The organism is Paenibacillus uliginis N3/975 (genome assembly GCF_900177425.1).
In the GTDB taxonomy this organism is placed as follows: Bacteria; Bacillota; Bacilli; order Paenibacillales; family Paenibacillaceae; genus Paenibacillus_AQ; species Paenibacillus_AQ uliginis.
On sequence record NZ_LT840184.1, the window covers coordinates 4,299,024 to 4,311,766 of the forward strand.

At 47.6% G+C, this 12,743-nt stretch carries 13 protein-coding genes and 2 tRNA genes; 1 reads left to right on the plus strand and 14 read right to left on the minus strand.

Going from position 1 to position 12,743, the window contains the following annotated elements; genetic code table 11:
- Positions 1 to 34: 34 nt before the first annotated feature.
- Genes B9N86_RS20525 through B9N86_RS20535 form a run of 3 tightly spaced genes read right to left on the minus strand, consistent with a single transcriptional unit; the run spans position 35 to position 1,244 of the window.
- Positions 35 to 382 carry a DMT family transporter gene (locus B9N86_RS20525; RefSeq protein WP_208915010.1) on the minus strand — a complete coding sequence of 116 codons (348 nt, stop codon included), beginning with the start codon at positions 380 to 382 and terminating at the stop codon, positions 35 to 37.
- Between the two features lie 19 nt (positions 383 to 401).
- Entirely contained in the window at positions 402 to 716 is a 315-nt protein-coding gene (locus B9N86_RS20530; protein WP_208915011.1) for a DMT family transporter, read from the minus strand.
- Positions 717 to 1,244 carry a TetR/AcrR family transcriptional regulator gene (locus tag B9N86_RS20535; RefSeq protein ID WP_208915012.1) on the minus strand — a complete coding sequence of 176 codons (528 nt, stop codon included), beginning with the start codon at positions 1,242 to 1,244 and terminating at the stop codon, positions 717 to 719.
- Between the two features lie 192 nt (positions 1,245 to 1,436).
- Between B9N86_RS20535 and B9N86_RS20540 the strand changes: the two genes are divergently transcribed.
- The gene (locus B9N86_RS20540; protein WP_208915013.1) at positions 1,437 to 1,613 is read left to right on the plus strand and encodes a YjfB family protein; all 177 of its coding nucleotides are present in this window, start codon (positions 1,437 to 1,439) and stop codon (positions 1,611 to 1,613) included.
- A gap of 789 nt (positions 1,614 to 2,402) precedes the next feature.
- Here the strand turns inward: B9N86_RS20540 and B9N86_RS20545 are convergent.
- The 11 genes from B9N86_RS20545 to B9N86_RS20595 all read right to left on the minus strand — a co-directional run bounded on the left by B9N86_RS20545 (position 2,403) and on the right by B9N86_RS20595 (position 12,635).
- Positions 2,403 to 2,476: transfer RNA gene (locus B9N86_RS20545), tRNA-Ile, on the minus strand.
- A 44-nt stretch (positions 2,477 to 2,520) separates the two neighbouring features.
- A tRNA-Met gene (locus B9N86_RS20550) sits at positions 2,521 to 2,597 on the minus strand.
- Between the two features lie 95 nt (positions 2,598 to 2,692).
- Positions 2,693 to 2,857, minus strand: a complete 165-nt coding sequence (locus B9N86_RS20555; RefSeq protein ID WP_200901466.1) for a hypothetical protein — start codon at positions 2,855 to 2,857, stop codon at positions 2,693 to 2,695.
- 194 nt (positions 2,858 to 3,051) lie between these two features.
- A complete protein-coding gene (locus tag B9N86_RS20560; RefSeq protein WP_208915014.1) occupies positions 3,052 to 3,639 on the minus strand; it encodes a TetR/AcrR family transcriptional regulator in 588 nt (195 codons plus the stop codon).
- A gap of 4 nt (positions 3,640 to 3,643) precedes the next feature.
- On the minus strand, positions 3,644 to 4,435 hold the full coding sequence (locus tag B9N86_RS20565) for an ABC transporter permease subunit (RefSeq protein WP_208915015.1): 792 nt from the start codon (positions 4,433 to 4,435) through the stop codon (positions 3,644 to 3,646).
- Positions 4,432 to 5,346 carry an ABC transporter ATP-binding protein gene (locus tag B9N86_RS20570; RefSeq protein ID WP_208915016.1) on the minus strand — a complete coding sequence of 305 codons (915 nt, stop codon included), beginning with the start codon at positions 5,344 to 5,346 and terminating at the stop codon, positions 4,432 to 4,434. The genes B9N86_RS20565 and B9N86_RS20570 overlap by 4 nt, the downstream gene beginning before the upstream one ends.
- A 175-nt stretch (positions 5,347 to 5,521) precedes the next feature.
- Positions 5,522 to 6,169 carry an orotate phosphoribosyltransferase gene (pyrE, locus tag B9N86_RS20575; RefSeq protein WP_208915017.1) on the minus strand — a complete coding sequence of 216 codons (648 nt, stop codon included), beginning with the start codon at positions 6,167 to 6,169 and terminating at the stop codon, positions 5,522 to 5,524.
- Positions 6,166 to 6,903 (minus strand): orotidine-5'-phosphate decarboxylase, encoded by a 738-nt coding sequence (gene pyrF / locus B9N86_RS20580; RefSeq protein ID WP_208915018.1) that lies wholly within the window; start codon positions 6,901 to 6,903, stop codon positions 6,166 to 6,168. Before pyrF ends, pyrE begins: the two co-directional genes overlap by 4 nt.
- A gap of 22 nt (positions 6,904 to 6,925) precedes the next feature.
- Entirely contained in the window at positions 6,926 to 10,132 is a 3,207-nt protein-coding gene (gene carB, locus B9N86_RS20585) for a carbamoyl-phosphate synthase large subunit (RefSeq protein WP_208915019.1), read from the minus strand.
- A 1-nt stretch (position 10,133) separates the two neighbouring features.
- Positions 10,134 to 11,294, minus strand: coding sequence for a carbamoyl phosphate synthase small subunit (locus B9N86_RS20590; RefSeq protein ID WP_244562779.1), 1,161 nt, complete (start codon positions 11,292 to 11,294; stop codon positions 10,134 to 10,136).
- 42 nt (positions 11,295 to 11,336) lie between these two features.
- Complete coding sequence (locus tag B9N86_RS20595) at positions 11,337 to 12,635, minus strand: dihydroorotase (RefSeq protein WP_208915021.1); 1,299 nt, start codon at positions 12,633 to 12,635, stop codon at positions 11,337 to 11,339.
- Positions 12,636 to 12,743: the final 108 nt, after the last annotated feature.

The following is a 12,743-nucleotide window of genomic DNA, read 5'->3' on the forward strand; positions in this document are numbered from 1 at the left end:
TGGTACATAGACTTTTTTATATTTTTGCTTCCTTTTAAGCCGTGGAAGGTTCCGAATCTTTAGACCCACTCTGAGACTTGTTCAAGAGAACAATCCCGATAATGACAAGAACCAGGGCAATCCCTTTCATCAGAGACAAATGCTCCTGAAATAAAAGCACCCCAATGATGGCTGTGAGCGCGGTACCGATCCCTGACCAAGTTGCATAGGCGGAAGATAACGAAATACTTTTCAGGGCAAAAGACAGACACATGAACGACCCGAGGTATCCTGCTGCAACACCTATAGAAGGCCACAGCTCTGTAAATCCTTCTGAAAGCTTCAACATGGTTGAGCCGAAAGCCTCCAATATAATTGCAAAACCCAAGTACACAGCACCCATCCCCTGTGTTCCTCCTTTACTAAGATAAATTAAGCATCACAATGCCGACAATAAGTATAGCGATCCCGAGTATCCCTTGCCGGTTCACCTTTTCTTTAAAGAAATACACCCCGATAATGACAGTTAGTATCGTCCCCACGCCGCTCCATGTTGCATAAGAAAGCCCTAGTGGAAGAGCCTGCAAAGCCTTGGACAGCATGTAAAAAGCCGTGGTATAACCCAAAACCACGCCAATAATCGGGGTGATTTTCGTAAATCCGTTGGATAGCTTCAGCATCGTTGAGCCAAACACTTCCAATAATATAGCTGCAGCCAAAAAAAGATAAAAGACCACCTACTGAACCTCCTTGATTTGTTGAAGAATATAAGCAATAATCCGTCTCTGCTCTTCCTCTTTCAGCTGACCCATTCCGAACATTTTGGAATACCAAAGACCATCACAGGCCAATCTCAGTGACAGCCCCAGCTCGAAAGGAATCCCCTCTTTCAACACTTCCTCTGTAAATCGGGTGCATTCCTCGTTCCACTTCTCCAGCACGGCTGCATGGTTAGCGGAAGCTGCCAGCACACTTGCATCTATTCCTAAAAATTCAGTCTGAAACAGATCATTCAAGGTAGCCTCTGTGTAAGCCTCTATATAATTTTTGCCTTTACTCATCTCTTCCCTTATGCGATCCCTGAAACGTTCAATCGTATATAGGTTCAGCCCGCAAATAAGCTCTTCTTTATTAGGGAAATGGTACAACAAACCGCCTTTGCTGACGCCCGCTTCGTTTGCTACGGCTTCCAATGTAAGCGATCCTATTCCCCGGGTAATGATAATTTTGGATGCTGCCTCCAAAAGCTTTTTTTTAGTAGACATGAACACCCTCCTCTCACTATACCGTCTGGACGGTTTAGATTGTTATTATAACATTTGCTTCGTTAAATTTCATACATTTTTTTATTTTGACTTTCCGGATGACTATTGATTCATATTTCACAGATTGTGAAGATCCTTTTTCGCTAAGAATAACCATACTTCTGCCGATATTATGTTAAGGGGAGGTGTCAAATGGACATTGCAGCATTATCTATATCCATGAGCCAGGCTTCATTGTCTCAAGCTGTCGGTCTCAGAGTATTGAACATGGCAAAAAACCAGGCTAACATTCAGGGTCAGGGCCTAGTGCAAATGATGGAGAAAAGTGTAGATCCAAACCTGGGGCAAAAATTGGACATCTCTGTATAAGAAAAACGTCTATCGACGTATTTCCTAAGAAGACAGACCGCTTTTAGAAGAAGTTTTTCTTGCGATATAGGGAAGCGGACTCCAAGAAGTTGATACTTTCCTATATCTAAAGAAAAACGTCTATCGACGTATTTCCTAAGAAGACAGACCGCTTTTAGTAGAAGTTTTTCTTGCGATATAGGGAAGCAAACTCAAGAAGTTGGTACTTTCCTATATCTAAAGAAAAACGTCTATCGACGCACTTACAAGAAGACAGACCGCTTTTAGCGGAAGTTTTTCTTGCGATATAGGGAAGCAGACTCCAAGAAGTTGATAATCTCTTATATCTTAAACAAGCCCGCAGAATTTAATCTGCGGGTCTTTTTATATCCAGACATAAAAAGCCATGCCCTGAGTGTCAAAAGCAATTCATCCAAAGAAAAAGGCAGCCACAATGGACCGCCCCCGAATGATTAATTAATCCGTTCCTCTGTCTCTCTTGCCAGCATCCACTTGTCATTAATCAGCTGCCAGTTCTCAATCGCAAACAATCTTGTAGGTAAATTACGCGGAATAACGGTTTTAATCGGTGGTGTGATAATTACCCTGTTGGGAATACAACAACTTTTTATTTAAGGAATCCCTTTTATGCTTCCAGTTCTAATATATTTCAGCTCGGATGAAACACTTCCGTCGTTAGCAAATGTGCGGCCATATCATTATTTCTAGCACTCTTCTTACTGTTTATCCAACGATCCCATTTGTCTGTAAACAGCAAAAAACCCTTGCTACGCAAGGGTTTTCGTAAAGTGGGCCCTGAGGGACTCGAACCCCCGACCAGTCGGTTATGAGCCGACCGCTCTAACCAACTGAGCTAAGGGCCCTGATCATATACAAATTCATATAAGGACAAATCCATTAAATAAATTGGTTGCGGGGGCAGGATTTGAACCTACGACCTTCGGGTTATGAGCCCGACGAGCTACCGAACTGCTCCACCCCGCGTCATTAGATGTCTTTAACAGCGACAAGAATAAATATACAGCATCTAGTACAGTGAAGTCAAGTAAAAATTTCAGAATTATAAATTTCAGAATTTCTCATGGGATATACCTCACTCCGTATCGTCCTTTTCTGGAACGGTACACTTCTACAACCTGGGGATCCCCATAACCAAACAGCCAAGCGTCCTGTTCCAATCGTTTGGCAAAACATCCGGCTTGAAATTTAGTTGTATAAAGCTTACCGTAATAAACCCAGTTCATGACGTGACTCTCCTTATCTGCATTCATTTTCATCCGATGCTTATTATACCCAGCAGTCTTACAATCATTCCAATAACATTCACCTGATTTACACATGATTAACTCACCAGCACTGTTTTGCCCATAAAACAAAGGGTCTCCCAGCTGCCATTTATACGGCTTTTAGGACACCCTTCTAAATGAATTATGATACATCAGTCGATACTTGCGTTATCGTTGCCCTTCTCAATGATTCCATGATACAAAATAATCATTAGCTGATCGGCGACCGCGCTCAAGCTGCCCAGTCCGTCGTACCATTCAGATCTCGCCGTAAACTCCTTCATAAAGGTCAGAAAGGCGACCAGCAGATGTGGCGAGATATCCTTCCGGATTTGTCCCAACTGTTGCCCCTTAAAAATCATCATTTCAAACTCCGGAATGATCTTTTCCCGGTTGAACGCCATCAACTTCTCCATTTGCTCCGGAAACTTAACGAGGTCCGTGATAAACTGCTGTGTTACATTCATTGAAAAGCGTTCCTGCTCTTTATAAAACACAGTCAGCGCATCCAACGGATCCTTCGCATTGTCCATTACCTCACGATACAGATTCCAGGACGTCTCAACAAGACTGTCAACCACATGATCGAGCAGACCTTCCTTACTCTGATAATAATTGTATATGGTCATTTTGGAGACAGGCACCGCCTCCGCAATTTGCTCCATGCTCGTTTGCAAAATACCTTGCTCTAGAAACAATCGTTTTCCCGTTTCCAATATTGCGTTCTTTTTAGCGCTCATGGTTTTAGCCCAAGTCCCTCCTCTTCAAAATCAGTAGGCCTGCCACTGTTCCAACCCCATACAGCCCTAATGTAACAATCCATCCTGCGGCTGGCAGTTCGCCACCCTTAACTATATCAAATGCATCAAACAAACGGTACGGTGAGATAACGGACAGCTTTTCCATCATCTCATTGCTTCCCGATAAAAGATTAAGCAGAAATGCGAACACTGCAATGCCCGCACCAGCCGAAGCAGCTGCAGAAGATACCCAGGACGTGAGACCATATCCAATGCCCATAAGAGATAAAACGAGCAGATATCCCACCAACAGAAGACGCAGCAGATATCCCAGATGCTCCAACTGCCCCGATGACTCTGCTAGCAAAAGAAGAAGAAGCGTGCTTAATACGTACACTATAGTCATATGCAGCCAATGAGCTACCGCTTTGGAGCAAAAAATCGTAGAGCGGCTGTAAGGCAGTGCAAATAAATACTCGTAAGTTCCTCGATCCTGTTCCTTGGCAATACTTCCTGCGGCCCAAGCTGCTGCAAACGAAGATAATATGACCATAAAATAAGGAAACACCTGTGTAGCCAAATAACCCTCAAAGGTCTGAAAACTTTCTACCTGAATGTTAAAAGCTTTCAACAGACCCTCCGGCATTCCCTGGATCAACCTCACCATCTCCGGATTGTTAACATATGCTTCCGCTTTACCTAACAGCAATACAATAAAGATTAAGGTTATAGACAAACAGATGTAAAAGCTGCGTCGGTTTTGTCGGAGTTCAAGAGAAATAAGGTTCCATTTCATGGTCTTCCCTCCTTCTCTCCATCAGCTCGGTAATCATTCATAAACAATTCCTCTATGGTCGGCCGGCGTATCGTAAGATCGGCGATAGGAAGCTGTGAAAGTTTACTCAGTGCAACCTGGAGCGACTGTCCCGTTTGAAGCAAATGATGAGTCCCGTCAAATGTAACAAAGGGATCAAGCTCACGTAATCCATACGCTTCGATCTGATCTCCAGGCATTTCGAATTGAATAGAAACCTTATGGGTTCGATCATTCGACAGATCATCCAAACGGGATACACGAAGCAGTTGTCCTTCACGGATAAACGCCACACGTTCACAGAGCTTCTCTACTTCAGAGAGAACATGAGTAGAGAAAAAAATCGTCATGCCTTCTTTTTTGTTTAATTCGGTCAGCAGCGCAAACAGTTCACGCTGAACTAATGGATCCAGGCCCGAAGTCGGCTCATCCAAAATCAGCAGCTCAGGCTGATGCAGCAGGGCCATAATAAGGCCAAGCTTTTTCCGGTTTCCAAGGGAATACGATTTAACCTTTTGCCCCGGGTTCCATTGAAGTCTTTCCGCATATTCCAGAGCTGATGTATTCTCCAACTTTAGACCGTATGCCCTAGCTGTCAGCTCCAATGCCTGCTTACCGTTCATATTCGGATAAGATATGATCTCGGAAGGCAAGTATCCGATTCGTCTACGCAGCTCAGGCTTCTCCTTGTCAAGAACAGTACCAAGCACCTTCAGTGTCCCCTTCGTCGGATACAATAACTGCATGATCATTCGAATGGTTGTAGACTTTCCAGCTCCATTCGGTCCAATAAACCCAAACACCTCACCCTGGTTGACCTCCATGCTTAAATCGGTGACACCGCGTTTGGAACCGTACATTTTGCTAATGCCAACAGCTTCTACAGCTAACATAAGCACACACCCTTTTATACTTTTTGTTTGTTTATAGTACATATTATCGATTCAAATATAACCATCTGTCAAGGCTTATTTTTACTCCAGAATGTCTTCAAGTATAAATAAACAAATAAAAAAAGCGCTGCCCCCGTCATTTGACGAAAGGCAGCAGCCTTGAACAATATTGCTATTATTTGGTTTCACCGTATGCAGCTGGATTGGCTCTAAACGATTGAAGAAGCTCCAAATCTTCCTCTTGAATCCGACCTTCACTCAGTGCCACTTCCGTTAATGCAGTATAGTTAGACAAGCTTTGCAGCGAGATACCTGCTTCGGAGAAAGCCTGTACCGCTTTATCCATCTGGTAGCTGAATATTGCGAGCACCGCCAGCGCCTCCGCTCCAGTAGCCTGAACCGCCTTAGCGGCCTTGAGCGAGCTGCCCCCGGTAGAAATCAGATCCTCTATAACGACGACCTTCTGCCCCGGTTTAATATGACCTTCGATCATATTTTCCTTGCCGTGACCTTTCGCTTTGTCACGGATATACGCCATTGGAAGGTTCAGCTTCTGGGATACCCAGGCTGCATGCGGAATTCCGGCTGTAGCCGTACCTGCAATCACTTCAGCATCCGGGTACTGCTCACGAATGATGGAAGCGAACGCTTCTGCAATATAGTCACGGATTTCCGGGTATGACATCGTCAACCGGTTGTCACAGTAGATAGGAGACTTAATCCCGGATGTCCATGTGAACGGCTGGTGCGGACGCAGGGCCACCGCTTCGATTTTTAACAGGTATGATGCGATTTGTTGTGGTATTTCGGCTAATGTACTCATGCTCCGATCATCTCCTCTATGATTTGTTCTGCAGCTTGTCTTGGATCCGGCGATGCCGTAATCGGACGGCCCACAACCAGGTAATGGCTCCCTCTTGAAATAGCTTGTCCCGGAGTCAATACGCGGGCTTGATCACCGATACCGGACCCTACCGGCCGGATACCAGGGGTTACTGTTTTAAAATCGTTACCACATGCTGCAGAGATCGCTTCTACTTCCAGAGAAGAAGCAACAACACCGTGAAGTCCTGCTTCCTTCGCAAGCGAAGCATACCGGACAACCACCTCTTCAACCGAGCCGCTAATCCCGATTTCTTCGTTCATAACAGTCTGGTTCGTGCTTGTCAGCTGGGTCACCGCAATAATCATGGGCATGACAAGGCCCGGGGTTTCCGCCACTGCGGCCTCCGCCCCGGCTATTGCCGCCTGCATCATGCCGATACCACCTGCAGCATGGACGTTGAACATATCCACCCCGAGACGTGTCACACTATGCGAGCCGCCTTTTACCGTATTCGGAATATCATGCATTTTCACATCTAGAAAAACCGAGTAGCCTCTTTCTTTCAAGCTTCTTACAAAATCCGGCCCAGCTGTATAAAACAGCTGCATTCCCACCTTCATATAGCATGGAATGCCCTCCAGCTTACGGACCAATTCGGACGCCTGTGCAGCATCCGAGTAATCCAGGGCCACCATCAGGCGACCCGCCATTTCTTTATACCCGGCGTTCATCGTACCCCTCCCTTATTAAGTGTTATACAGGCATTGCTTCTGAGGTGAAGTTTATCGTCTCCAGCATCGTAAGAAGCTCCCGTACCGTATCTAGGGATGTCATACAAACCACACCATTCTCCACCGCTTCACGGCGGATCCGGAATCCGTCACGCTCCGGTGTCTTTCCTTTAGTCAGCGTGTTAAAGACGAAGTTCGCTTCACCGGTGCGGATCATGTCGAGAATGTTAGGCGTTCCTTCTGACAGCTTGTTAACCGTTGTCACGTCAAGTCCCGCTTCCTTCAATGCAGCTGCAGTGCCGCCGGTAGCGATGATTTTGTAACCTAGCTTATGGAATCCTTTCAGCAGGGCTGCTGCTTCTTCCTTGTCCTTGTCCGCCACTGTAGCAATAATTGCTCCTGTCGACGGAATCTTCATGCCGGCGCCGATCAGACCCTTGTAAAGTGCTTTGGCATACTTCACATCGCGTCCCATAACTTCGCCAGTTGACTTCATTTCTGGACCAAGCGTAGGCTCAACGCGGCGCAGCTTCGCGAAGGAGAATACCGGTACTTTTACCGATACATGCTCGCTTTCAGGCCACATGCCTTCCTCGTAACCGAGGTCTTTCAGTTTGATTCCGAGGATAGCCTGAGTAGCCAGATTAGCCATCGGAATACCCGTTACTTTGCTCAGGAACGGTACTGTACGGGAAGAGCGTGGATTCACTTCAATGACGTAGACTTCATTTTTGAAGATGATGAACTGGATGTTTACAAGTCCGTAAGTTTTCAGTTCTTTGGCAATTTTGATCGTAATATTTGTAATCTTTGTTTTCAGCTCATCTGTAAGGTACTGTGGTGGGTAGACTGCGATAGAGTCTCCGGAGTGAACACCAGCACGTTCCACATGCTCCATGATACCCGGAATCAAGACTGTATCGCCATCGCAGATGGCGTCCACTTCCACTTCCTTCCCAAGCATGTAACGGTCGATCAAGACCGGATGCTCCGGATTAATCTTCACTGCTTGTTCCATGTAACTCAGCAGTTCGCTGTCGGAGTACACGATTTCCATCGCGCGTCCGCCAAGCACGTAAGAAGGTCTCACCAGTACCGGGTAGCCAAGCATCTGTGCGGTGCCTACTGCCTCATCCACCGTAATAACCGTTTTGCCTTTCGGTTGAGCGATGTTCAGTCGGGATAGCAGTGCTTCGAATTTCTTACGGTCTTCGGCTTCATCGATGCTTTCCAGGCTTGTTCCAAGGATATTCACCCCTGCTTTTCTCAGCGGTGCTGCCAGATTAATTGCAGTCTGTCCACCGAATTGAACGATGACACCAACCGGTTTCTCCTGCTCGATGACGTTCATGACGTCTTCGAAGAACAGCGGTTCGAAGTATAGGCGGTCCGATGTGTTAAAGTCGGTCGATACCGTTTCCGGGTTATTGTTAATAATAACCGCTTCATATCCGGCTTTCTGGATAGCCCATACCGCATGTACGGTAGAGTAGTCGAACTCGATACCTTGACCGATCCGGATCGGACCCGAACCAAGCACGATAATTTTCTCCTTCGACGTCTCGATCACTTCGTTCTCTGTTTCATACGTTGAGTAATAGTAAGGTGTTGAAGATTCAAATTCTGCCGCACAGGTATCAACCATCTTGTACACCGGACGAAGGTTGTGCTCATGGCGAAGGAACCGGATCGATTCTTCGGTTGTGTGTGATGCTGCCTTGCCTTCGGCACGCAGCTCCGCAATGGCGCGGTCCGTAAATCCGAGGCGCTTCGCTTCATACAGTGTTTCATATGTCAGTGCAGCTTCGCTGCGAATATGACTTTCATATTTAATGAGTCCTTCAATCTTATCGAGGAACCACCAGTCAATGTTGGTTAGATCCTGGATTTGTTGCAACTCATAGCCGCGACGGAAGGCTTCAGCGATTAAGAAGATACGCTCGTCATCCGCTTTAATCAGCCGCTGTTCCAGCACTTCTTCACTGAGTTCCTCCGCACCCTTCAGGTAGAGGCGGTGCACACCGATTTCAAGCGAGCGGACCGCCTTGTGAATCGACTCTTCGAACGTACGGCCAATGGCCATAACTTCGCCAGTCGCTTTCATTTGGGTACCGAGCTTACGGTTAGCGGAAATGAATTTATCAAACGGCCAGCGCGGGATTTTGCTGACGATGTAATCCAGCGTCGGCTCGAAACATGCGTACGTTTGACCGGTAACCGGGTTTACGATTTCATCCAGCGTGTAACCCATCGCGATTTTTGCGGCCATTTTGGCAATCGGATAGCCGGTAGCTTTCGAAGCCAAGGCTGAAGAGCGGCTTACCCGCGGGTTCACTTCGATTACGTAGTATTGATAGCTGTTTGGATCCAGTGCAAATTGCACGTTGCAGCCGCCCTCGATGTTCAGCGCACGGATGATTTTTAATGAAGCGGATCTCAGCATCTGGTACTCACGATCGGACAGCGTCTGGCTTGGAGCCACAACGATGCTGTCACCCGTATGCACACCTACCGGATCAAAGTTCTCCATGTTGCAGACGACGATACAGTTGTCGTTCGCATCACGCATGACTTCGTATTCCACTTCTTTCATACCAGCGATACTTTTCTCAATCAAGCACTGGTTGATCGGGCTGTAGCGGATACCCGAGGATACCGTTTCGCGCAGCTCCTCTTCATCGGCGCAAATCCCGCCCCCCGTGCCGCCCAGCGTATATGCCGGACGAACAATCAGCGGGTAACCAATCTCTTCCGCAAAATCAAGCGCTTCTTCCAGCGTTGTTACAATCGTGCTCTCCGGTACCGGTTGCTCCAGCTCACGCATAAGCTCACGGAACAGGTCACGGTCCTCCGCCTTCTCAATTGAATCAAGCTGTGTGCCGAGCAGCTTCACATTCTCCTGCTCAAGAATGCCGGCTCGTGCCAGTTCCACTGCCATGTTAAGTCCCGTTTGACCACCAAGTGTCGGCAGCAATCCATCAGGACGTTCCTGACGGATGATTTGCGTGACGAAATCGAGGGTGATCGGTTCAATATATACTTTGTCCGCCATGTTCGTGTCGGTCATGATGGTGGCTGGGTTGCTGTTGATCAGGACAACCTCAATACCTTCTTCTTGCAAAGCCTGGCAAGCCTGTGTGCCGGCATAATCAAATTCTGCTGCCTGACCGATGACGATCGGGCCCGAGCCGATGACGAGAATTTTTTTCAACTGTTCATTTTTAGGCATATTAGCGAGCTCCTTTCACGGCTGCGGCCAGAACCGCTTGACGCGGCTTCCTGATTTCATTTTTCTTGTGGTGTGCGATCATTTCAAGGAATTCATCGAACAGATAACTGCTATCATGCGGTCCAGGAGCGGCTTCTGGATGGTACTGTACCGAGAAAGCCGGATATTTAGTATGTTTCAATCCCTCAACCGTTTTATCGTTGTTGTTGATATGTGTAATTTCAAGGTCCGTACCCGCGATGGAATCTTCGTTTACGGTATAACCGTGATTTTGTGACGTAATGTAGCAGCGACCGCTCGACAGTTCTTTAACCGGGTGGTTGCCTCCACGGTGACCGAACTTCAGCTTTTCTGTATCTGCGCCAGACGCAAGTGCGAACAGCTGATGACCGAGACAGATACCGAAGATCGGATATTCGCCAAGAAGCTCCTTAATCATATCGACAGCATAAGGAACGTCTTTCGGGTCCCCAGGGCCGTTCGAAAGTTGTATACCGTCTGGGTGCAAGCGGCGGATTTCGTCTGCTGTCGTGTCGTGAGGTACGACGATGACATCGCAGCCGCGTGCCGTCAACTCTCTCAAAATACCGCTCTTCGCACCGAAGTCAACGAGCACGATACGCTCTTTTTGACCCGGGCTGGTGAACATTTGTGGAGTGGATGTACGGGCTACCTGGTTCCGGAGCTGCGGAATCGATGTGTCGTTCAGCATTTCCATCAGTTCTTCCACCGGCTTAGAGGATGTTGTCAAGATCCCTTTCATTGTGCCGTGGTGGCGGATAATCCGTGTAAGCATCCGAGTGTCAATTTCACTAATTCCCGGTATGCCGTACTCCTTCAGCAGACTATCCACACTGTACTCCGCGCGCCAGTTGCTTGGTACAGGCTCATGCCGGCGAACAACAAAGCCATGTACGAACGGCCGGATCGCCTCAAAGTCGTCCCGCGTGATACCGTAGTTGCCGATCAGGGGGTATGTCATCGTTACAATCTGCCCACAGTATGATGGGTCCGACAGCACCTCCTGATATCCTGTAATTCCAGTATTGAAAACAACCTCTCCGGTCATTTCAGCATCCGCGCCAAAGGCTTTTCCGCTGAACAGCGTGCCGTCTTCCAGTAACAATCTTGCCTGTGCCTGCATCCCATTCACTCCTGTCATCTATGTGTAAATTATTTTTTTATAAGTTCTAATGCCTGAGACTTACTCAAATCCGTTATGTTCAGACCACTTTATCTCGCCGTCCACCCATGTCATCACAGGCCAGCCTTTCAGCTTCCAGCCCGTAAACGGTGTGTTGCGACCTTTCGTTGCGAAGTTTTCCGGATCCACTTCTTTCTCATTTTCCAGATCTATCATGGTTAGGTCGGCAGGTGCGCCTGCTTTCAGCACACCACTGTTCAGCCCGAACACTCTGGCAGGGTCACTTGTCATTCGCTGTACCAGCATGGAGAGATCCCACTTGCCTGTAGCAACAAATTTCGTGTAGAGCAGCGGGAAAGCTGTCTCAAAGCCTACAATCCCAAATGGTGCAAGTTCCATCCCCTTGGCCTTCTCCTCTTCGCTGTGCGGAGCATGGTCGGTTACGATCATATCGAGCGTGCCGTCCAGCAGTCCCTCGATGCAGGCCTCTACATCACGTGGTGAGCGCAGTGGCGGATTCATTTTCCAATTGGCATCAAGGCCAGGGATGTCTTCATCAGACAGCACCAGGTGATGCGGACACACCTCAGCGGTTACAGATATTCCAATCGCTTTAGCCTGGCGGATGAGCCTTACCGACTGTTCGGTGCTTACATGACATACATGATAGTGAACGCCTGTTGCTTCCGTCAGCAGTATATCGCGTCCGACATGGATGGCTTCTGATTCGTTCGGTATACCCTTGAGTCCATGCTGCTCGGCGAACTTCCCTTCCGTCACGCAGGCTCCTTTTACCAGCGATTCATCTTCACAGTGTGCAATGACCGGCATGCCCATCGAGGCTGCTTTTTTCATTGCGTCCTTCATCATTTGCGCATTCTGCACACCGACTCCGTCGTCGGTGAAGCCAATCGCTCCTGCCGCTTTTAGAGCTTCAAAATCCGTGAGCTCTCTTCCGAGCTCATTCTTGGTGATTGCCGCATAGGGCAGCACTTTCACCAGATTTGCCTGCCGCGCCTTCTCCAGCACAAGGGCCACAGTGTCTGCGTTATCTGTTACAGGCTTTGTATTTGGCATGCAGGCGATCGTGCTGAAACCGCCTTTAACCGCAGAGCGGCTGCCGCTCTCGATCGTTTCCTTATGCTCAAAGCCAGGCTCTCTCAGGTGTACATGCATATCTATGAATCCCGGTGTGACCAGCTTTCCTTCCGCATCAATCACGCGGATGCCGCTTTGTTCCGGCAGTTCATGATCTTCGCTTGTGACGGATTGAATCACTCCGTTATCAATGATGATAACCTTCCGTTCGAGTTGTCCCTGTTCATTAATCACATTGGCATTCTTAATAATTTGTAGCACCTTAGTTTCCCCTCCGCTGCAGAAGCGCGGTTCGCTTCTTGTATATTGTATAATATTAATTCATTTTTGTGTATATTTATTAATAAGTTCAAACGTACATTTACACAT